20 protein-coding genes and 1 riboswitch are annotated in these 20,140 nt (G+C 58.2%); of the genes, 11 read left to right on the forward strand and 9 right to left on the reverse strand.

What is annotated here, in order from left to right; translation table 11 throughout:
* Window positions 1-86: 86 nt before the first annotated feature.
* Window positions 87-1,733 carry a peptide chain release factor 3 gene (locus HMPREF2857_RS00655; protein WP_070642134.1) on the forward strand — a complete coding sequence of 549 codons (1,647 nt, stop codon included), beginning with the start codon at window positions 87-89 and terminating at the stop codon, window positions 1,731-1,733.
* 24 nt (window positions 1,734-1,757) lie between these two features.
* Window positions 1,758-3,458 carry an FUSC family protein gene (locus HMPREF2857_RS00660; protein WP_070642137.1) on the forward strand — a complete coding sequence of 567 codons (1,701 nt, stop codon included), beginning with the start codon at window positions 1,758-1,760 and terminating at the stop codon, window positions 3,456-3,458.
* Here the strand turns inward: HMPREF2857_RS00660 and HMPREF2857_RS00665 are convergent.
* Both HMPREF2857_RS00665 and pnuC read right to left on the reverse strand, forming a co-directional pair.
* A complete protein-coding gene (locus HMPREF2857_RS00665; RefSeq protein ID WP_016423226.1) occupies window positions 3,455-4,114 on the reverse strand; it encodes a hypothetical protein in 660 nt (219 codons plus the stop codon). The two genes, HMPREF2857_RS00660 and HMPREF2857_RS00665, sit on opposite strands and share 4 nt — an antisense overlap.
* A 10-nt stretch (window positions 4,115-4,124) precedes the next feature.
* Window positions 4,125-4,844 (reverse strand): nicotinamide riboside transporter PnuC, encoded by a 720-nt coding sequence (gene pnuC, locus HMPREF2857_RS00670; protein WP_049192843.1) that lies wholly within the window; start codon window positions 4,842-4,844, stop codon window positions 4,125-4,127.
* Window positions 4,845-4,854: 10 nt separating this feature from the next.
* Window positions 4,855-5,024, reverse strand: a riboswitch (FMN riboswitch).
* A 109-nt stretch (window positions 5,025-5,133) separates the two neighbouring features.
* Here pnuC and HMPREF2857_RS00675 point away from each other — a divergent pair.
* On the forward strand, window positions 5,134-5,928 hold the full coding sequence (locus tag HMPREF2857_RS00675) for a YwiC-like family protein (RefSeq protein WP_070642139.1): 795 nt from the start codon (window positions 5,134-5,136) through the stop codon (window positions 5,926-5,928).
* A gap of 51 nt (window positions 5,929-5,979) precedes the next feature.
* Window positions 5,980-6,936, forward strand: a complete 957-nt coding sequence (locus HMPREF2857_RS00680; protein WP_016423229.1) for a MinD/ParA family ATP-binding protein — start codon at window positions 5,980-5,982, stop codon at window positions 6,934-6,936.
* On the opposite strand, the gene HMPREF2857_RS00685 is transcribed toward HMPREF2857_RS00680, so the two are convergent.
* The 4 genes from HMPREF2857_RS00685 to ftsE form a co-directional block, all read right to left on the reverse strand.
* Window positions 6,933-8,060 carry a 3-hydroxyisobutyryl-CoA hydrolase gene (locus HMPREF2857_RS00685; protein WP_070642141.1) on the reverse strand — a complete coding sequence of 376 codons (1,128 nt, stop codon included), beginning with the start codon at window positions 8,058-8,060 and terminating at the stop codon, window positions 6,933-6,935. The two genes, HMPREF2857_RS00680 and HMPREF2857_RS00685, sit on opposite strands and share 4 nt — an antisense overlap.
* Before the next feature lie 86 nt (window positions 8,061-8,146).
* Window positions 8,147-9,043 carry a polyphosphate kinase 2 gene (gene ppk2 / locus HMPREF2857_RS00690; protein ID WP_070437500.1) on the reverse strand — a complete coding sequence of 299 codons (897 nt, stop codon included), beginning with the start codon at window positions 9,041-9,043 and terminating at the stop codon, window positions 8,147-8,149.
* A gap of 83 nt (window positions 9,044-9,126) precedes the next feature.
* On the reverse strand, window positions 9,127-10,029 hold the full coding sequence (gene ftsX, locus HMPREF2857_RS00695; RefSeq protein WP_070642144.1) for a permease-like cell division protein FtsX: 903 nt from the start codon (window positions 10,027-10,029) through the stop codon (window positions 9,127-9,129).
* 48 nt (window positions 10,030-10,077) lie between these two features.
* Window positions 10,078-10,767, reverse strand: a complete 690-nt coding sequence (ftsE, locus tag HMPREF2857_RS00700; protein ID WP_016423233.1) for a cell division ATP-binding protein FtsE — start codon at window positions 10,765-10,767, stop codon at window positions 10,078-10,080.
* A gap of 419 nt (window positions 10,768-11,186) precedes the next feature.
* Between ftsE and HMPREF2857_RS00705 the strand changes: the two genes are divergently transcribed.
* Window positions 11,187-12,542 (forward strand): HNH endonuclease signature motif containing protein, encoded by a 1,356-nt coding sequence (locus HMPREF2857_RS00705; RefSeq protein ID WP_246819565.1) that lies wholly within the window; start codon window positions 11,187-11,189, stop codon window positions 12,540-12,542.
* Between the two features lie 2 nt (window positions 12,543-12,544).
* On the opposite strand, the gene prfB is transcribed toward HMPREF2857_RS00705, so the two are convergent.
* Window positions 12,545-13,657, reverse strand: a complete 1,113-nt coding sequence (prfB, locus tag HMPREF2857_RS00710) for a peptide chain release factor 2 (protein WP_038626269.1) — start codon at window positions 13,655-13,657, stop codon at window positions 12,545-12,547.
* A gap of 47 nt (window positions 13,658-13,704) precedes the next feature.
* On the opposite strand from prfB, the gene HMPREF2857_RS00715 reads away from it, so the two are divergent.
* Both HMPREF2857_RS00715 and hisN read left to right on the forward strand, forming a co-directional pair.
* On the forward strand, window positions 13,705-14,589 hold the full coding sequence (locus tag HMPREF2857_RS00715) for an inositol monophosphatase family protein (protein ID WP_070642150.1): 885 nt from the start codon (window positions 13,705-13,707) through the stop codon (window positions 14,587-14,589).
* A 10-nt stretch (window positions 14,590-14,599) separates the two neighbouring features.
* Window positions 14,600-15,400, forward strand: a complete 801-nt coding sequence (gene hisN / locus HMPREF2857_RS00720) for a histidinol-phosphatase (protein WP_070642152.1) — start codon at window positions 14,600-14,602, stop codon at window positions 15,398-15,400.
* Window positions 15,401-15,442: 42 nt separating this feature from the next.
* On the opposite strand, the gene HMPREF2857_RS00725 is transcribed toward hisN, so the two are convergent.
* Window positions 15,443-15,781, reverse strand: a complete 339-nt coding sequence (locus HMPREF2857_RS00725) for an ArsR/SmtB family transcription factor (protein WP_016423238.1) — start codon at window positions 15,779-15,781, stop codon at window positions 15,443-15,445.
* A 72-nt stretch (window positions 15,782-15,853) separates the two neighbouring features.
* On the opposite strand from HMPREF2857_RS00725, the gene arsB reads away from it, so the two are divergent.
* A complete protein-coding gene (gene arsB / locus HMPREF2857_RS00730) occupies window positions 15,854-16,921 on the forward strand; it encodes an ACR3 family arsenite efflux transporter (protein WP_049172185.1) in 1,068 nt (355 codons plus the stop codon).
* Window positions 16,922-16,936: 15 nt separating this feature from the next.
* Window positions 16,937-17,365 (forward strand): arsenate-mycothiol transferase ArsC, encoded by a 429-nt coding sequence (locus HMPREF2857_RS00735; protein ID WP_016423240.1) that lies wholly within the window; start codon window positions 16,937-16,939, stop codon window positions 17,363-17,365.
* On the opposite strand, the gene HMPREF2857_RS00740 is transcribed toward HMPREF2857_RS00735, so the two are convergent.
* Window positions 17,362-17,868 carry a hypothetical protein gene (locus HMPREF2857_RS00740; RefSeq protein WP_070642155.1) on the reverse strand — a complete coding sequence of 169 codons (507 nt, stop codon included), beginning with the start codon at window positions 17,866-17,868 and terminating at the stop codon, window positions 17,362-17,364. The genes HMPREF2857_RS00735 and HMPREF2857_RS00740 overlap by 4 nt on opposite strands.
* A gap of 211 nt (window positions 17,869-18,079) precedes the next feature.
* On the opposite strand from HMPREF2857_RS00740, the gene HMPREF2857_RS00745 reads away from it, so the two are divergent.
* Both HMPREF2857_RS00745 and HMPREF2857_RS00750 read left to right on the forward strand, forming a co-directional pair.
* On the forward strand, window positions 18,080-19,036 hold the full coding sequence (locus HMPREF2857_RS00745) for a DUF418 domain-containing protein (protein ID WP_070642158.1): 957 nt from the start codon (window positions 18,080-18,082) through the stop codon (window positions 19,034-19,036).
* A gap of 2 nt (window positions 19,037-19,038) precedes the next feature.
* The gene (locus tag HMPREF2857_RS00750; RefSeq protein ID WP_070642159.1) at window positions 19,039-20,112 is read left to right on the forward strand and encodes a trypsin-like serine protease; all 1,074 of its coding nucleotides are present in this window, start codon (window positions 19,039-19,041) and stop codon (window positions 20,110-20,112) included.
* The last annotated feature ends 28 nt before the right edge of the window (window positions 20,113-20,140 follow it).

Below are 20,140 nucleotides of genomic sequence, written 5' to 3' on the forward strand. Positions count from 1 at the left end.
CCTTACCCCACTGGAGCGGTAAGTTAGAAAGGTTGAACCCGATTCCCTTATTCCGATTTTCTTTTTAAGGAAAGCGTAGTTTCCCTGTGACCACTCTCGCCGAAGAAGCCGCACGCCGCCGCACATTCGCCGTCATCGCACACCCGGATGCCGGTAAGTCCACGCTCACCGAGGCGCTGGCGCTGCATGCTCATGTCATTAACGAAGCCGGTGCTGTCCACGGCAAGGCCGGCCGTAAGTCGACTGTGTCCGACTGGATGGACATGGAGAAGGATCGCGGCATCTCGATTGCCTCTTCCGCGCTGCAGTTCGAGTACCAGCCAGAGGGGCACGACGGCGAGCCGTACATGATCAATCTCGTCGATACGCCTGGTCACGCCGACTTCTCCGAGGACACCTACCGCGTGCTCACCGCTGTCGACGCCGCAGTCATGCTTGTCGACGGCGCCAAGGGTCTCGAGCCTCAGACGTTGAAGCTGTTCCGGGTTTGTAAGTCCAACGGAATTCCCATCGTCACCGTCATCAACAAGTGGGACCGCCCGGGTAAGGCTCCCCTGGAACTGATGGATGAGATTGTCGCGGAGATTGGCCTGCAGCCGACACCGCTGTACTGGCCAGTCGGCGAAGCCGGCGACTTCCGCGGTCTACTGGAGCGTGGCGAGGACGGTGAAGCCAAGCAGTTCATTGGCTTCGAGCGCACTGCCGGTGGCGCCACCATTGCCGCAGAGCGGCACCTCACCCCAGAGGAGGCCGCCGCTGAACAGGGCGATGCCTGGGAGACCGCCGCCGAGGAGTCCAAGCTACTCTCCGCCGATAGCGCTGACCACGACCAGGAGATGTACCTCGCTGGCGACACCTCTCCGGTGATTTTCGCCTCCGCCATGCTGAACTGGGGTGTCCACCAGATCCTGGACACTCTCTGCGAGCTGGCTCCGGCACCTGGTGCCCGCGAGTCCGACCCGGCTGCCGTTGCCGCTGCAGCGGCTGGCGGCCAGGGGGCTATCGTCGAAAAGCGCGAACCGACGGATGATTTTTCGGGCGTCGTGTTCAAGGTGCAGGCGGGTATGGATACGCACCACCGCGACAAGCTGGCCTTCATGCGCGTTGTCTCTGGCGAGTTTGACCGCGGCATGCAGGTCACGCATGCGCAGTCGGGACGTACTTTCTCCACAAAGTATGCTTTGACCGTTTTCGGCCGGACACGTTCGACTGTGGAGACGGCTTACCCGGGCGACATTGTCGGCCTGGTCAATGCGGGTTCACTGGCGCCGGGTGACACGATCTACGAGGGCCGCAAGGTTCAATTCAAGCCGATGCCGCAGTTCGCGCCCGAGCACTTCCGCACTCTGCGCGCCAAGAGCCTGGGCAAGTACAAGCAGTTCCGTAAGGCTGTCGATCAGCTCGATGCCGAGGGCGTGGTGCAGATTCTGCGCAACGATGCCCGCGGCGATGCCGCCCCGGTGATGGCCGCGGTCGGCCCGATGCAGTTCGAGGTCATGATGGCACGCATGGAAAACGAGTACAACGTCGAGACCATCGCCGAGCCAATCCCCTACTCCGTCGCCCGCCGCACGGACGAAGAGACCGCGCCTGAGCTGGCAAAGCAGCGCGGCGTGGAGATCTTCACGCGTTCCGACGGCGCCCTCATCGCCCTCTTCGGCGACAAGTGGAAGCTGTCCTTCATTGAGAAGGAGCACCCGGAGTTCACGCTCGAGACGCTGGTCGCTGACTAGAGTTTTAAGGAGATTTCACCAACATTGAGCCAAACGGTTGAGCTTCCTCCACAACCAAGTGCATGGCAACTTTTTACTGCCTTCCACTCCCGTGCGCAGAGATGGCCAGGTGCCCTCCGCGCAGCACTCGCGCTATTCCTGCCGGGTGCCGTGGCACTTCTCACCGGACATGGCTCGGAGATGCTCCTTATCGCCGCTGGTGGGTGCGTGGTCATCTATGGCGAAGGCCACCCCTACCGCAGTCGTCTGCGCGTGATGGCCATCGCCGGGCTATGCCTGATCGCCGGAGTTATGTCCGGCAGTTTTGTCGGATCAGTGGTCCACGGTGAGATCGCTTCCGGCGGCAGCAATCTATGGCTGCTGCTCATCGCACTTTTTACCACGGCGTTGGCCACCATCGGCGCTTTTATTCAAAACGCACTGCGCCTGCCACCGCCAGGTTCATTCTTCATTGTGATGGTCTCCGGCGGCACAACAATGGTCGCCCGCCTCGGCTTCAACCCGGTGGAAACCGCCATGTGGGCTACCGTTGGTGTGCTTTCCGCGATAGTCATCGGAATGGCACCGCGGTTGTGGAATCCGCATGGCCCCGAGATGGCGGCTGTCGAATCCCTTGAATCAGCCATCGACGCGATGGAAAAGTCAGACTCGACATCGTTCGCCGTTCATCACCAGGCGCAAACTGCACTCACCGACGCATGGGAATCGCTTGCCGACGCAGGCATCATCCGTGGCAGCAAAATCGTTAAGCCCTCCCACACGGAACTGGTCAACCGTGTCATTGCTGCTCATCAGCGGCTGATTGCTATCCGCGGACGCTTGGGCGTGCACGGCAGCGCTGTGGACATCGTGGACACACCTAACCTCTTCGACGAGACGCAGACAACCATTCCACTCGCGCGACCAAGCGTGAGTTACCGAATCTTCCGCTCTTTCGATCGCTATTCCCATGCGTCGATGACTGCGGCAAAGGTTGCTATTACCGGTGGCTTAGCCGGCCTCATCAGCGTGCTAATCGGTCTCGACCGGCCTGACTGGGCGGTGGTCAGCGCATTGATGACTCTGCAGTGGGGTCCCGACCGCACCGCTGGTTCGATCCGAGGGATTCACCGCATGGTGGGCTCGATTATCGGCATTTTCCTCTATGCGCTGCTCTTTTCCTTTGGCCTGGACAGCTGGACGCTACTTATCGCGCTTGCAGCCTGCCAATTCGGCGCGGAGGTTCTCGTGGTGAAGAACTATGCGCTGACGACAATCGTCACCACTCCGCTGGCTCTGCTGCTGGGCGGAAACGTCGCTGGCGAACTCGCACCGATTGTGACCGATCGTGTCTTGGAAGTCGGTATCGCCTGCGCGCTGGCTCTCGCTGTCCTGCACTTCTGGCCAACCGAGAGCATTGAAAAGCACTACCTGCGTCATATTCCGCGCTGCTATCGACAGATGGGCGCTCTTCTCGGCGCGCTGCTAACCGGTACTCCGAATCAGGCGCTCGATATTCGTCGAGATCTCCAGTACGAGCTGCTCAGTGAGCGCCAGGCCATCTCGTCTTTGGCCACCAACGACCCCGAAATCGCCACTCCACACTGGGATGGGCATCGTCGCATTCGCACAGCTGGCTATTTGTTGCTGGACTACTGTCGCACGCATCCGGATATCCGCCCCTCTCACGAGGAGATTTCCAAGCTCGTTGAGGTAGTCCAGGCAGCTAAAGCTGAGGAGCGCTAGTCCTCCGGCAGCGGGGGCTCCTTGCGCAGGTCGCGGGCTGTTGCCCGCCGTACCTCGCGCGGTTCCTCCTCCGAGCCCCGCGAACGGAACTTAGCCGCGATGTCCTTCAGCGAAGACGACAGCGGCGGCAGCTTCTCCAGCGCGTCACGGCCCGCGTCCCACGCGTCGGTAGCAATATTCTCCGCTTTCCGACGGAACTTGCGGACCTTCTCCTCACGCTGCCGCTTAGTCTCTGCCGCGTCATTTTGCCGCTCGCGCTCGCGTTCAAAGGCGGCGACATCGCGGGCCTCCGCGTCGGAAAGCCTCTTCGAAGCGTGTGCCGCGGCGTCCCACGACTCCTCCAGCGATTCCGCGAGGTGCAACATGGCATCGATGCGCTTTTCAACTTCGCGCAACTTCTCGCGGTAGCCCCGCTGAATGTCATAGCGGCGCATGATGCGGCGGGCACGAGTGGCCTCATTGCGCCAGGTGATGATTGCGCCCTCAGAAATCGACTCATCGACGACGAAACGCATCGTCCACGGGTCGACATCAGCGCTGGCCAGATTGTTGCGTACCCGCTCCTCGCGGTCGAGGACGTCCTGCACGAGACTGCGGGCACGCTCTTCGGCTTGATGGGCGCGGTTGGTACGGGAGTTATCTGGTCGGAAGCTCACCTGGACTATCCTACCGCTCGGCTGCTGCCAAAGCCGGTACTTGGTCGGTCGCGGAGCTCTTCTGCTGGTCATTGTCGCTCTGGTGCTCGAGGCGAACCCAGGAGACAAAGCCCCAAATAACGAAGCATCCGTAGAAGAGGTACAGCGCCGCCGACGGGTAGTAGCCACCCTTGAGCAGCAACGGCACTCCCACGGCATCAACGGCAATCCAAATTAGCCAGAATTCGTTCCACCCGCGGGCCATACCCCAGGTCGCCAACATCGAACCGACGAAAATCCAGGCATCGGCCCATGGCCCCCACGAGCCCAGCATCTCAAAGATATTGGCACAAATCACAGTGGCGAAGATAGCCACGGTAATCATCCCAATGCGTTCCGATGCCGTCGCCCACCGAGGCTCAATTGCGACCTCGTCACCGCTCTGATTGCGGCTCTTGACCCAGCTGAACCATCCGTAGAGACTGACGACGATAAACATGACCTGACGCCCCGCCTGGCCATAGAGATCAAGATTTTGCGGCGTGTGGAAAACTCCGCCGAGGAAGACGGTAAACAGCAAGGCATTTCCGATAATGCCGACCGGCCAAGCCCATACCTTCCGTTTCATACCTAGGAAGGCACACGCCAGGCCAAAGAGGTTACCGACAATTTCTCGAATCAAGATTGGTGCTCCCGCCACACTGAGCTGTGCAGTGAGGAAACCCACCAAAAAATCCGACACGTATTCCACGAATTATTCAACTCCTTCTCTTTCATCCGGACTATGACCGTCGGTTTCGGATTCCAACCGAAATCTGCTTGTCCCCTACCTGACGACCCTTCTGGCCACAGGTAGGGCGCTCGTGGACTTGTCTGCGTCAGCCGCAGCATCACCACCGGTGAGGAATTTCACCTCGCCCTGAGAATGCGAGTTCAACGTTAGCACTGTCGCCTTGCGCGCATGTGCATTTTATTCAATGAGGTTTCAATATGAGGTTCTAATACAGCCCCAACATAATTACGCATCTATAATGCGTAGTATGAGCCAAAAGCCCTGCCAGCCACGTCCTTCCCGCCCCGCCCGCCGCTTCCACCACAAGCGCTCCGCTGGCTGGGTTCCGGACCAGCACGGCGCCTGGTTCATGGTCACCATTCCCCCGCTGACCGCTCTCGCCCTCAACCCCACATGGACAGGCCTTGCCGTCACCGCAACCTGGCTGCTCGGCTACTTCGCTTTCTTCGCCGTGAGCGTCTGGCTCCGCTCTCGTCGCCAACGCCGCCACCTCGCACCCGCCGCCACATACACCGCGCTCACCGCCGTCGCCGGCTGCATCACACTGCTTGCCGACGTTTCCCTCCTCACCTGGGTCGCCCTCATTGCCCCTCTTGCCACTATCGCTATTTGGGAGACCTACCGCCGCCGACCGCGCTCACTTCTCTCTGGTGTCTCCACCGTTCTGGCCGCTAGCCTCATGGTGCCTATCATCGCCGGACCAACCCCGAAAGCTTGGGCAATTGCGGCTATCTACGCTGGATATTTCGTCGGCACCGTGCCCTATGTAAAAACTATGATTCGCAAGCGCGGCAACCGCCAGTGGCTCATTGGCTCGGTCACGTATCACGTTCTCATTACCGCCGTGGCCATCATCGGGTGGCTCGTCCTCCACGACCGGAACCTCATCAGCATCGGTGTGCCCATCGTCGCAATTGGGCTTCTCATCAGGTCTTTTACCATGCCAATCTCCGGCGCTCGCCGCGCTCGGCCGTGGACTCCGAAACAGGTCGGAATTCTCGATGCCTTCTTTGGAGTCGCCGTCGTCCTGGCTGCGTGGTAAAAACGACGGCGGGGACATACTTTGGGGATTTTTGGGGAGGGGATGAAGTCTATGACTTCCACCAAACACGCAGTCAATCACGCAGTTTCCGTCTCAGACTTGGCCGCTAGCCTGAACTCGCGGCAGGCACCACAGTCGGGCTGGCGCAGCTGGGTTCATAAGGCCACCTGGGGCGCAATTTCACCGCGGGAATCATCGTCGGCACGCAAGCAACGCGAGCTGATAGAGCGGGTGCGACAGCCTATCTACGGTGACTACAACATCGCTGTTATCAGCGTGAAGGGCGGCGTTGGCAAGACGTCGACAACCATGTGCCTGGGCGCCACGCTTGCAAGCCTGCGCAGTGACCGAATCGTCGCGATCGACGCGAATCCGGACTTTGGCACCCTCGGCGCACGCGTCACCGCAGCCAATCCCGCATCTATTCGCGATCTGCTCCGAGCCCCGGATACGGACAAATACGCGCAGGTCCGCGCATATACATCACACACGCCGTCACGGCTGGAGGTTGTCGGCAGCGACCAAAATCCGACATCGACGATCGCGCTTTCCGACGGCGAATACTGCGCGGCCCTCGACATCCTTCGGCGGCATTACAACGTGAGTCTGACAGACTGCGGTACCGGCCTGACGCAGCCCATCTCCGCTTCGATTCTGTCTGCGGCCAATTGTCTGGTGCTGGTCACCACGCCTGCACTGGACGGCGTGAAAAGCGCCTGGACGACATTGGATTGGCTTTCAGCGCACGGCTTCGAACGGCTGGTCTCTACCACTGTCGTGGTGGTCAACGAGCTAAATAAACAGGGACTGTCCACAGAGACCGTACACGAGTTATTTGCCCAGCGCTGCCGCGCAGTACAGGTCATCCCCTATGATCCGCATATCGCAAATGGTGCCAATATCGAGCTGGACAATCTCCAGCCCGCCACCACCCAGAGCTATCTCGAATTGGCGGCCATGATCGCCGATGATTTCGCGCCGACGACTGGCCGCCACAGCTTTGTCTAACGAAGGTGCTGTCGAATCTCTTCGACATCAACTTCCTGCACGGTAGCGGGCTTAAAGGCGGCGTCGCGGTCCTTATCCACCAACACTGCCCGCACGCCTTCGGCAAAATTGGGGTGCTGACGCATGTAAGCGCCAAGCCTCATTTCCCGGTCTAGCGCCTCCTGCAAGGTGACCTCGTGGGCCGAGTTAGCCGCATAGAGTTCCACGGCCGCTACGAGACTTTCCGGGTTGGCGGGTGCCAGCAGGTCGCGAAAAGTCTCCACTGTTGACGATGCACAGGAGCCCGCCTCAGCGGCTTCGTTGAGAGCTCGCTCAATCTCCGCCCAGGTATCAGCCCCAAAGCAAGCCTCAATGCAGTCGCTCCACTCGGCCAACTGCGGATCCCCGAGCAGATCACGAGCCTCAGCTGAGTCCACATCGAGCGCATACTCCGCGAGCGCCGAATCAATTCCATCGCGGTCCAGAGCCGCACCAAACTCGTCCAGCTGCGCGGATGGCACCGCATGTGTCGCCCATCCAGACCACAGCATGTCCGCCGCAGTTAGGCGGTAACCGGTCAGCCCGGTAAACCTCGCGATTGCCGACGAGGGCCCTCCTAACCGCATGTTCACATGCTGCGAAAAGTGGGTAATTCCAACGTCGGGAATAAAGCCGATTGCCATTTCTGGCATGGAAGCGCTGGCACGCTCGGTCACGATTCGGTGGGAGCCGTGCATGGAAACACCAAGGCCACCGCCCATAGCGATGCCATCAATAATCGCGATATATGGCTTGGACTGCGCGAATTCCGCAATCATCGCGTTCATCTCGTACTCATCCCGGAAAAACTCCTCCCCCTGCTCCGGAACGCCATCGAGCACAGCCTGCCGAACTGCGCGCACATCACCACCGGCACAAAACGCCTTGGGGTGACCGGATGAAACAACAATGTGGTCCACCGAGTCGTCGTCACGCCATGCGCGGAGCCCCTCGACGACCTCGGTGACCATATCCAAATCGAGCGAATTAAGTGCCTTCGGCCTATTCAGCCGAAGGTGACCAGATCGCCCGTGGACTTCTCGCAGCACCTTCGGCTCATCGACCTCGGTGCGTGCAGTGCCAGAACCGTTATCAGTAGCAGTCATGTCACCCAGTGTGACACAGATAACTAACCAGGGAAAGGTCCTAACAGGAAGGTTCTGACGACCAGAACCTCACTGAGACTAAGGAGCTACTTCTTCTTGCTCTTCTTGTCCTTCTTGTGCTTCTTGCCCTTCTTATCGGACTTGCCTGCGCCCTTCACGCGGTCAGCCTCGAGATTGGCAGCAACGTCCGGCACATAGCGGAACTCAGTGCGCGGCGGACGCTCGTAGCTTCCCTCCGACTCCGGACGCTCCGGGATTTCCGGAACATCGCGCTGAATGCGCTCGTACGGAATGGTCGTCAACAGGTGGTTGATGACATTGATACGCGAACGCTTCTTGTCCTCAGACTCAACCGTGAACCACGGTGCGGACGGGATATCGGTGTGGATGAACATCTCATCCTTTGCACGGGAGTAATCCTCCCAGCGGGTGATGGACTCCAGATCCATCGGCGAGAGCTTCCAGCGGCGCAGTGGATCCTCACGACGGGACTTGAAGCGGGCAACCTGCTCCTCGTCCGACACAGAGAACCAGTACTTACGCAGGATAATGCCGTCTTCGACCAGCAGACGCTCAAAAATCGGCGCTTGATGCAGGAAGCGACGGTACTCCTGCGAAGTGCAGAAGCCCATGACACGCTCAACGCCGGCACGGTTGTACCAGGAGCGGTCGAAAATCACGATTTCACCAGCAGTCGGCAGCTTTTCGACGTAACGCTGGAAGTACCACTGACCCTGCTCACGGCTAGTCGGAGCCGGCAGGGCCTCAATACGACAGGTACGAGGGTTCAGGTACTGCGTGATGCGCTTAATGGCCGACCCCTTGCCGGCAGCGTCACGCCCCTCCATCACGATGACAATTCGGGCACCGGTTTCTACCACCCACTGCTGCATTTCGACGAGCTCTGCCTGGAGCTTTTTGAGCTCGGCCTCATAAGCCTTCTTGTCGAGCTTCGGTGGGCGCTGGACGTCGTCATTATTCATAGTCCACAGTTTACCCGGCAGGGCGCGACGACCCTATTCGCCGGGTTTAACCGCGGGGCCTAATCGCTAACCTTTTTGCAACCCTAGTCACGTGAGTAAAGACGCAGCGTGACCTGTGCAACAAGCCCAGCAAAGACCATACCGATAAGCACCACAATCGGCGCCACTACACCAATATCGCCGTTGGTCAGCGGCGCCAGGAGCTGTGCCTTGTACAGGTTGCTCAGCGCCGGATCGATAACCGTCGCCTTGCCCAGGAACAGCGCACCGATAGCCAGCACACCACCAATCAGCGACGCAATCACAGCCTCGAGGACGAACGGCGCCTGCGTGAACCAGCGGCTGGCACCGACCATGCGCATAATCTCAACTTCCTTACGACGCGAAAACGCCGCAATCTGCACCATGTTCGCAATCAGGAACACCGCGGCAACGGCCTGCACCGCCGCTAGCAGGAAGGTCGCATTTCGAACCGAGTCCAGGTTCTGAGCTGCAGTACCGATCTCTTCATGCTGATCAGTAACGTGGTCGACCTGTGGTAGCTCCCGAATCGGATCGAGCGGGCTGACATCGGTCGGATCACTCAGACGCACCATCACGACAGCCGGCAGCGACTCCGGCGTCGCATTTTCCACGAGCACGGGGTCACTGTCCTTGAACATCTCCACGAAGTGGTCAAAGTTTTGCTGACGATTTCGGAAGGTCACCGAATCAATGCCGTCAGCCTCTTCAAGCTTGCCGACGACCTCAGCACACTCCGGCGATGAGCAAGTTTGATCCTCGGCGGAGATTTGTTCATTCAGCTCGATCTGCACTTCTACGCGATCGAGATAAAGATCTTTCGTGCGGCTGGTCTGCTCAGTAACCAGGATGCCCGTCGCCAGCAGCGCCAACGACACCGCAGTCGTAATGATCATCGCGATGGTCATCGTGATGTTTCGGCCCAAGGAGGAGAAAGCCTCACCGAGGACAAAGCGAGTCTTCATAGGTCAGTAATACCTTTCGAATGAGTTCTTCTACCGATGGACTGTCTGCTAATTGTTCAGGCCGTAAACACCCGTGGCGTCGTCACGCACGAGACGCCCCAGCTCCAGCTCCAGCACGCGGCGACGCATGGAGTCCACGGCATCGTTGTCGTGAGTCGACACAATAACGGTCGTGCCCATGCGATTGATGCGGTCAAGCAGGAGCATGATGTCACCGGAGGTGCTTGGGTCGAGGTTGCCGGTGGGCTCGTCGGCAAGCAAGATGAGCGGGCGGTTGACGAAGGCGCGAGCAATGGCGACGCGCTGCTGCTCACCACCAGACAACTCGTGCGGGTAGCGGTTTTCCTTGCCCGAGAGCCCGACCATTTCGAGCGTTTCCGGAACTGCCTTGTCGATTTTCGCCTTCGGCTTGCCAATTACCTGCAATGCGAACGCGACATTTTCGTACACCGTCTTCTTTGGCAGCAGGCGGAAGTCCTGGAAGACGTACCCCACCTTTTGACGCAATTTCGGGATGTTGCGACGAGAAATCTTGGTTAGATCCTGGTCTGCAACCGTCAGTTTTCCTGAATCCACTTTCTCTTCACGCACCATAAGGCGCAGGAAGGTCGACTTACCAGAGCCCGACGGTCCAATGAGAAAGACAAACTCACCTTTATCTATGTGGACTGAAACGTCGTCGAGAGCTGGTCGGCTAGAAGTCGAGTAGGACTTGGTAACCCCGTCGAAAGTGATCATAAGTAGACACTCTAATCACTTAAGCCACTCAAGTCACTCTGGAATGCGTGGAATTGGTCGCCGTGACGGGATTGCGGGAACAGGCGGCGTCGAACGCTAACCCAGAGCGCGACCGCACGAAAGCTCACGCCATAGCAATGTTCGAAACTATTTTCCCCAAAAATCTTTAAATGCCCCTTTACTTCGCTTACCTGTTCGATTAAAATGAGCCATGAAAGATTAAAAGCGAGGATTGAAAACATCAAATAACGTAGCCGAGCTGCTTTAAGCTTGGAAAATTGACACTCAGAGTTAGTCGAAAATACTTTCCCTACCTCTTCCTTATTTCAACATTTCAACGTCCAGGCCTTATCTTTCAGGGGGATTCACCAATGGCCAGCGGGGAACATATACCACGCAAACGCACTTACGCTGCGGCAATGGAAGCGACGGCACCACGCTTTCACCATGAGATTTCTCAAACAGCACCAGCACGTCTTGGAATTGACCGCAATCGAGCTGACTTGAAGCTTGCCCTTGCTTGTGTTCCCTCTTCTTCAACAAAAGATGTCGAAGATTACATCGCCAAAATCGCTCCAGCTCTTGGCATGTCACGTGGGAGAACACTCCAGTACATCGATGTCGGAATGCAACTAGAGCGACTCCCGCGGTTAAAAGAGCTTCTGCTCAAACGCGCACAGCTACCGCTTCCCCACATGCGGGTCATTGCCACGGCCATCCTCCCATTGGATGACCCCTCGGCTGTGAGATATTTCGAAGACCATCTCCTTGAGCTGATCACTCCGAGAGTCAATGGTGAAGTTCTTCGCGGAGTTCGGAGCCTTCAACAGAATATTCAGCGGCTTATTGATGAAGTCAGCCCGCTATTGCGCCCGAAGAATGAGTACGACCCGCCGATCACTTCGTTTCAAAAAGGCATCGAGCAAAAAACTGGCGAATCTATAACGTTCGAGTTAAAGGACAACCTCACTGAAGTCACCATGGAACTGATGCCTGAGCGGGCAATTGAGTTTCAGAAGGTCTTGGAGGAAATCACCGCTGATCAGGACTGCGACTTTGTCGAGGCCTTTTCACATCTTCTGCACGGGACTGCCCAGGTCACCGCCACACTGAATCTGTACTGCCCACTAACCCAAGACAAGCCCCAAAACGCCTGGATCGGTGGCCTGGGGTGGATCAACAAAATCGCCACTGAATCCTGGCTCGATCGGGTCACTAGCATCCGGCTACTAGCGGACGAGAAAACGGAAAAGTACTCGCCAACAGAGCGACAGCGTACTTACATCCAAGGTAGAGACGGCACCTGTCGCTTTCCCGGATGCGATGTCGATGCGACGAAGTGCGACATCGACCACATTCAGCCGTATAACCACGAGAATCCCGACGAAGGTGGCCAAACCGAGACGCCCAACCTCCATTGCCTATGCCGTCGCCACCACAATCTAAAAACGGCCGGTCTTTGGAATGTCGTGCGCGATATCGACGGCGTGGAGTACTGGACCTCCGCCACTGATCAGAGCGCTGAAAAAGCTGCCCTAATCAGCACAGAATCAGGGCCGCTCTCCGGCCACGGTCGCTACTCCTTCGACCTGCGCAAGACAAAGAAAGCACAGACACTCAAAGAGTACAACGAGCAGAGGTTGGAAAACCTCCGCGAATCACAGGAGCTGACAAATCAGGCTCGCGAAGAACTGGGAATGAACAAAAACGAGAGAAAATCAGAAGCCGACGAGCCCACCGCACCGGAAGCACTCGAAGACGAACCGCCCTTCTAGGGCTACTCCCCTTCGGACTGCTGAGCCATGCGCCAGCGAATACCGGCCTCAATGAAACCGTCGAGGTCACCGTCGAGGACCGACTGTGGGTTGTTGACTTCGTATTCGGTACGCAGATCCTTGACCATCTGGTACGGGTGCAGCACATAGGAGCGCATCTGGTTACCCCACGAGGCATTGCCGCCTGCGCCGAGAGCGTCCAGCTCCGCGCGCTCTTCCTGGCGCTTCTTCTCCAGCAACTTCGCCTGCAGAACACGCATGGCAGATGCCTTGTTCTGGTGCTGCGACTTCTCGTTCTGACAGGTCACCACGATGCCGGTTGGGACGTGCGTAAGTCGGACCGCGGAGTCCGTGGTGTTCACCGACTGCCCACCTGGGCCGGAGGAGCGGTAGACGTCGATACGCAAATCTGACTCGGGGATGTCGATGTGATCCGTTTCCTCCACAACTGGCAGCACCTCGACCTCAGCGAAGGAAGTCTGGCGGCGCCCTTGGTTATCAAAAGGACTAATACGAACCAGACGGTGCGCACCCTGCTCGACCGAGAGGGTGCCGTACATGTACTCGCCATGGACGACGAAAGTAGCGGACTTGATGCCGGCCTCTTCAGCGTAGGACGTGTCGTAAACCTCGACCTTATGCCCATGCTTGTCGGCCCAGCGCAGGTACATGCGCATGAGCATCTCGGCCCAGTCAGCGGCATCCACGCCACCGGCACCGGAGCGGATGTTGATGACCGCCTCGCGCTCGTCGTAAGGCCCCGAAAGCATGGTGGTGACCTCGAGAGATTCGATGTCCGCACGAAGCTCAGCGCGTTCGGCGTCGGCCATCTCGACGGCGTCGGGGTCGCCCTCCTCTTCCGCGAGTTCGTACATCACGGAGAGATCGTCGAGGCGCCCGCGCAGCGAGTCGATCTTTTTCTTCTTCGCCTGCGCCTGCGACAGTGCGCTGGTGACCTGCTGCGCGTGGTCGGGGTCATCCCACAGCGACGGGTCGGCGGCCTGGGCTTCCAACTCCCTGATCCGGTCGGAAAGCTCGTCGACATCGACCACCTTCTCAATGGTGGTCAGCGTCGCGTCGAGTTCTTTGAGGTCAGCATTCAGATCCGGGTTCACGGGTACTACCTTAGCTATACCGCCTGTTTCGGTGCACAATAGGACGTATGTCTGAATCCACCGCCAGCCAAGATTCCAGCCAAGACCCGCACCAAGATTCCAGCCAAGACCTAGAACTCTTCCTCTCCCAAGTATCCGAGTCGATTGTGGCATCGGATACCAGTGTTGCGGTTGCCATCGTGAAGCGTGCCGCTGCCATTGCTGCTCGCATGCGCGACGAAGGCCTGGTCACGGAGTACAAGACATCGATTTCCGACGTCGTCACCGCGGCCGACCGCGCAGCGGAGAAATTCGTCGTCGAGGCTTTGGCCGCGCTCCGCCCGGAGGACGGCATTCTTGGCGAGGAAGGGTCAGCGAAGGAGTCCCAGTCTGGTCGCACGTGGGTGATCGATCCTGTCGATGGCACCTACAACTTCACCACTGGTTCGGACTACTGGTGCAGCGCATTGGCGCTGGTTATGGGCGATGCGAACAATCCGGATGAGGTCGTCCTCGGCGCGGTGCACCGCCCGGCAACGGGCGAGAGCTGGATTGGTGGCCCCAATCTCCCGACCACTCGCATCAACCTCGATGGCACTGTTGATGACCTCCGGGTCACTGACCGCCCCCTCTCGGAAGTCTGCGCAGCGACCTACCTCCACACCACGGTGGTGAGCTCGAGCGAGGAATCCGAGGTCACCGCCACAAAGTCCTGGTTGGATGCGGTGTCCCGCAGCGCTACCTGGCGCATGCTGGGCTCGGCGTCGGTAGATATGGCAGGCGTGGCCGACGGCCGCATCGGCGTGTGGTTCCAGCGCGACGTTGCAGCCTGGGACTGGCTGCCTGGGTATGCGCTTATCTCGGGCGCAGGCGGCGAATGCACGTCGGTGGGGCGCTGGAAGCTCGCGGGCTCGAGTGGCCAGGTCGCAGAGTTACGTGAGGTTCTGCGCTAGAATTTCGGCCATGACCACCTCTTACTCCGAAGATCTCGCCCTCGCACTCTCGCTTGCCGACGCAGCCGACGAGCTCACGATGTCCCGCTTCGAGGCGGCCAATCTAATCGTCGAGTCCAAGCCCGACCTGACACCGGTCTCCGATGCCGATATCGCGTGCGAAAAACTGCTCCGCGAGATTCTGTCGGACAAGCGCCCGAGCGATGAAGTTCTCGGCGAAGAATTCGGTGGCGAAGCTGTGTTTGAGGGACGCCAGTGGGTCATCGACCCCATCGACGGCACTAAGAACTTCGTGCGCAATGTCCCGGTCTGGGCCACCTTGATTGCCCTGCTGGAGGACGGCAAGCCGGTTGTCGGCGTAGTCTCTGCCCCAGCACTGGGCCGTCGCTGGTGGGCATCCAAGGGCAACGGCGCATTCAAGCGCACCCACGTCGGCGGCCGGGAAGCCGCTCAGCGCCGCATTGAGGTCTCGAAGGTGGCAGACATCGCGGACTGCTCAATTTCCAACTCTTCGCTCACCGGCTGGGCCGAGCGCGACCTGCGCGATAACTTCATCGGTCTCACCGATGACGCCTGGCGCCTGCGTGGCTATGGCGACTTCTTCTCCTACTGCCTGGTAGCCGAGGGTGCGGTCGATGTCGCCGCAGAGCCGGAGGTTTCCCTGTGGGACCTGGCAGCGCTTGCGATCCTGGTGGAGGAAGCTGGCGGCCACTTCACTTCCCTAGCGGGAGTCGACGGGCCGCACGGCGGGGACGCAGTTGCGACGAATGGGGTGCTTCACGACGCCGTCGTCAAGCGCCTGGGCGGGTAAACAGGGTTTTCCAACCTATCGCAATTTGCGACGAGCGGCTCACTATCTCCCGTCCGCGTGACCGATATCCAGGATACGTCGCAGCTCAGCAAATACCTCAGGGCGTACCTCATGGGTTACCACCCGTCCACTCTTAGACCTAGTTAGCAGCCCGGCATCCGCCATGGTCTTTAAATGATGCGACACCGTCGGCTGACTAAGCCCAGAAACAGCGGCCAGCTCCCCTACGGTCATCGGACTACAGCCAGCGGCAGCGAGCTGAGACAAAATTTGCAGGCGCGCCGGTTGCGCCAGCGCTTTGAAGAGCGTTGCCGCAGCCTGCGCTTCCGCCGCGTCGAGAGGCCGACCGCCAAGTGCACAGCATTCTGAGATTTCGTCCATACCCGTTGAGGCTACACGGCCTCCCCTCTAAATATATTGACAATCATCGATATATTGATTACACCGGAAACTATGACACAGACTACAAAGTCACTCAGCTTCCTAGACCGCTTCTTGCCGCTATGGATTGCAGCTGCAATGGCAATTGGCCTCATTCTGGGCAAAATTGCACCGTCACTTGTGAACTGGCTGGCAGAGGCAAAAATTACGACAATTTCCGTACCAATCGCCATCGGATTGCTGGTCATGATGTACCCACCGCTCGCAAAGGTTCGATACGACAAAACGGGCAAAATTTTGACATCAAGGAAGCTGATGGGCATCACAGTCTTCCTCAATTGGATTCTCGGCCCCGCACTGATGTTCACCCTTGCCTGGATATTCCTCAGTGATAGTCCAGAACTGCGCACTGGCGTGATCATCGTCGGTCTCGCCCGCTGCATTGCAATGGTTTTGGTCTGGAACGACCTATCTTGCGGCGATACTGAAGTCGCTGCCGTATTGGTGGCCGTCAACTCGCTATTTCAAATTTTCATGTTCGGCGCTCTAGGGTGGTTCTACCTGCAGATTCTGCCCTCCTGGTTGGGACTGGAAACCACTTCCGCCACCTTTTCTTTTTGGGCAATCGCACTATCTGTAGTGGTATTCCTCGGTATTCCGCTTCTGGCTGGCGCGGCATCACGCATAATTGGTGAACGCACCCGTGGTCGCGACTGGTATGAAAATGAGTACTTGCCCAAAATCTCACCATTGGCACTTGCCGGCCTTCTATACACAATCGTGTTGCTCTTTGCGCTTCAGTCACAGCAGATTCTTGAGAATCCCTGGACCGTTGCGAAAGTGGCACTACCACTAGTGATCTACTTCCTCGCCATGTTCGCGATCGCTCTCACTTCGGCCAAGGCCGCGGGCATGAACTACGCAACCTCCGCATCGATTGCCTTTACGGCCGCCGGAAATAACTTCGAGTTGGCAATTGCGGTTGCGATTGGCACCTTCGGCCCATTGTCCCAGCAAGCACTTGCGGGAACGATTGGACCACTTATTGAAGTACCCGTACTCGTTGCACTTGTCTACGTCACCCGCTGGCTCGGGCCGCGCCTTTTCCCTAATGACCTTTCCGTACCGGACAAACTATAGAAAAAGGATTCTGAAATGAAGGAAATCCCGAAGGTACTTTTCATCTGCGTGGCAAATGCCGGTAAATCCCAGATGGCCGAGGCCATTGCGCGTGCAAAATATGCCACGCAGTTCATCGCCCTTTCAGCAGGAACGAACCCCAAAACTACTACCAATGCGCTTGCAGCCAAATCAGTTGCAGAAATCGGCGCTTCTATGGACGGTGCATCACCAAAGCCGATTGACCCCACGATTCTCCGGACTGCAGATCGTGTTGTCATCATCGGCGATGCCGCTCATGTAGAGCTCCCCTCGGACGCTCAAGGCTCACTCGAGCGTTGGCTTACTGACGAGCCTTCAAAACGAGGCATCGACGGAAAAGAACGCATGGACCTAATTCGCGATGACCTCGAGCACCGTATCGACGAGTTAGCTGTCGAACTCCGTTACACTAAGAATCCCTAAGCGGCAGAATCCAACAAAAGCCGCCTTATCGCCAGCGTAAGCCACACGACTGCGCCGACGCCTGCGATGAGGCCGAGGAGCAGGAACATCAGGCCGACTGCCCAGAGCCCGGTGGTGTCGTCGGTGCCGGCAATGATGCTCCAGCACAGGGCGTAGCCGGCGACGGCAGCCCACCAGGTGGGCAGCAGGTTCAGAGTTGGGACGGCCACGCGCATCATGGCAGAGGCAGTGAGGATGACCATCGCAAAGCCGCTGCAGAAAACCTGCCACGGCGAGTAGTCGTATTCGCCCTCAAGTGTCCACGCGAGCGTACAAAAGCAGATTAGGAATGCTGCGACAAAGACGAAAATCGTGTGCCCAAATGCGATACGCTCGCCGTATTTTTTGACCAACCATGCGGCACCCACCCATGCGAGAGCGGTGGGGATGGCAATGATTAATAGGTACGCGAGGAAGACGCCTGGCACCTCTGCCCAGGTGAAACTCGTCAGCATCGATGTCATGCCACCAGGTTACGCCTGCCTCTTAGCTTTTTGAGCGCGCTAGTTTCCCAGTAAAAACACAGACGAAACACCATGATTTACACATAGTCACTTAATGTATTGTCAGGTTCGGTTGCTACAACTAGAAAGTCGTTTTCAATACGCCGTTTGTAGAGAGTGCTTTTTACCAAAGAGCACCTCCCTATAAGTTGTAGTAAAGGAGAAATCCGGGGTGAATAAACCTACCCGAATTGTGGGGCTCGATATAGCGCGCTCACTCGCCATCATCGGCATGATCATTGTCCATATGGCCTCACTACTTTGGAGCACAAAGGTTGTGCTCTCTGGCCTACCCTCATCACTGTTCGCCATTATCGCCGGCGCCACAATGATGATTATCGGCCGCAATTACAGCAGCACTACCTTCTTGCGCCTGATCACTCGCGGTGCCCTGATCATTCTCATCGGCCTGGCGCTATTGCCGGTGGGTGGAGAAATTCAGGTGGTCCTCGTCATCATGGGCCTGGTAATGATGCTGGTTTCCTGGATGCCAGCGCTCGGAACCTGGTGGCGAGTCGGCTTCTTCATCGCCGCCACCATCGCCGCCACAATCAAGTACGCTCCTATGACGCTGCCGCAGATCTATCCGCTACTCGCGTGGATCGCATATTTCATCGGCGGCATGCTGCTTTACGACGTCTACCTACGCAGTCGCCTGCAAGACACTTCCAACTCTGAGAACAGCGCCAATGCTCGGTTGAGCTGGATTGTCACCGCTGTCAGTGCTGTCATCACGGCCGTCGGCATGTACTTCCGATTTGATCCCGAGATTGCTGGCTGGCTCCGCTTTACCGGACACACTGGCGTCTTCGGAGAAATCATTCTCTCCGTCGCAGTTGCCGCCATTGTGCTGCACTTGTGCCTTTTCGTCGGCGATCGCTTCCCAGCTGTGGTTTACCCATTCGCGGCTATGGGAACAATGTCGCTGACCATCTACATCCTGCACGTTCTCACCGCATTTTATTGGCAGCAGAATGTTGCATTGCATTCCACGTTGTCTGCAGCAGGTTTCATCGTATTCTTCCTCGTCATCGCTAGCCTCTGGAAGAAATTTGTCGGACAGGGCCCTGCCGAAAAACTCGTTGCCACCGCAATCAAGGCCATTGTTCCTTCTGGGAAGGGGAAATAACCGTGAAGAAAACATCTTTTTCCATCGCAGCAATTGTTAGCAGCACCCTGCTTCTATCTGCGACTCCAGCTCTTGCATTGGAAAACGGCGAACCCGCACCCGCCAATGCTGAAAGCGGTTCTGTGGCTGCGCTGAAGATTGGCAAAATCGGTAATTTCGGTGACTGCACCGGCACGCTGGTTGCCGACCAGTGGGTACTCACCGCACGCCACTGCCTGGAGTCTGTGAACAACGAAGGGACCCAGGCCCGCATCGGTGGGAAGGTCTACGATGCCGATTCTTGGGCGCTTTCTCCAATGTCTGATGCGGGATTGCTTCACCTGACCCAAAAGGTCACCGACGCGACCCCGGCGAAGGTCTCCCGCGATATCCCCACACCTGGACAGACGGGAACTCTCTATGGCTGGAGCAGCAGCTCGTCCATGGCACGATCCGGGCAGCTTCCGATGACCAAGATGGTCGTCAATGAGCTGCTGGGAGGAGGCCCCACTGAAGGAACTCCAGGTGAGGCTGCGCCTGGCGGTGCTGTTCCGGGTGACGCTACTCCAGGCGAAGCTGTTCCGGGTGAGGCTATTCCGGGCGGCGCTGTTCCGGGTGACGCTATGGAATCAATGGAGATGCAGCCAGGAGCTGCCATGCCAGATGACTCCAAAACCGAGTCGATCCCGGCAGGGACAGAAAGTATCCCAGCCGACGCTGCCATGATGCCAATGATTCAAAGCGCCATCCTGGACGCACATTCCGTTTCTGGCGCGGGTATGCAGGGAGGCGACTCCGGCGGCCCATTCTTCGTCGACGGAAAGCTCGCTGGTCTCGCTACCGCCGGAACCTCCAATGGCGACCCTGACCTGCCCTCCCCCAGCGCGGCTATAACTACCCTCGCTGGCACTGCTGACTGGATCGATGACATCACCTCCGGCCGTGACACAGAAAGTGTGCTGACTGCGGAGAACACTCCTGCTCCGCCAAAGACCATTCAGACCAGCGGTGATCACGTGTGGGCCTACCTCGCCATCGCATGCGCTGGCGTGGTTATCGCGGCGGCTTGGTCGCGCATTAGGAATGGGCGACAGTAAAACCGTCTGACCTCAACCAAAACCACCT

It is taken from the genome of Corynebacterium sp. HMSC076C10 (assembly GCF_001812455.1).
GTDB lineage: Bacteria > Actinomycetota > Actinomycetes > Mycobacteriales > Mycobacteriaceae > Corynebacterium > Corynebacterium jeikeium_D.

Bases quoted from the DNA above. Each gene is read 5' to 3' on its own strand.
- HMPREF2857_RS00685 (WP_070642141.1), bottom strand. From the start codon at position 8,060: ATGACTGCTACTGATAACGGTTCTGGCACTGCACGCACCGAGGTCGAT.
- ppk2 (WP_070437500.1), bottom strand. From the start codon at position 9,043: ATGAATAATGACGACGTCCAGCGCCCACCGAAGCTCGACAAGAAGGCT.
- hisN (WP_070642152.1), top strand. From the start codon at position 14,600: ATGACCACCTCTTACTCCGAAGATCTCGCCCTCGCACTCTCGCTTGCC.
- HMPREF2857_RS00725 (WP_016423238.1), bottom strand. From the start codon at position 15,781: ATGGACGAAATCTCAGAATGCTGTGCACTTGGCGGTCGGCCTCTCGAC.
- ftsE (WP_016423233.1), bottom strand. From the start codon at position 10,767: ATGATCACTTTCGACGGGGTTACCAAGTCCTACTCGACTTCTAGCCGA.
- HMPREF2857_RS00740 (WP_070642155.1), bottom strand. From the start codon at position 17,868: ATGACATCGATGCTGACGAGTTTCACCTGGGCAGAGGTGCCAGGCGTC.
- HMPREF2857_RS00675 (WP_070642139.1), top strand. From the start codon at position 5,134: ATGAGCCAAAAGCCCTGCCAGCCACGTCCTTCCCGCCCCGCCCGCCGC.
- HMPREF2857_RS00705 (WP_246819565.1), top strand. From the start codon at position 11,187: ATGGAAGCGACGGCACCACGCTTTCACCATGAGATTTCTCAAACAGCA.
- HMPREF2857_RS00715 (WP_070642150.1), top strand. From the start codon at position 13,705: ATGTCTGAATCCACCGCCAGCCAAGATTCCAGCCAAGACCCGCACCAA.
- ftsX (WP_070642144.1), bottom strand. From the start codon at position 10,029: ATGAAGACTCGCTTTGTCCTCGGTGAGGCTTTCTCCTCCTTGGGCCGA.
- HMPREF2857_RS00680 (WP_016423229.1), top strand. From the start codon at position 5,980: ATGACTTCCACCAAACACGCAGTCAATCACGCAGTTTCCGTCTCAGAC.
- HMPREF2857_RS00735 (WP_016423240.1), top strand. From the start codon at position 16,937: ATGAAGGAAATCCCGAAGGTACTTTTCATCTGCGTGGCAAATGCCGGT.
- arsB (WP_049172185.1), top strand. From the start codon at position 15,854: ATGACACAGACTACAAAGTCACTCAGCTTCCTAGACCGCTTCTTGCCG.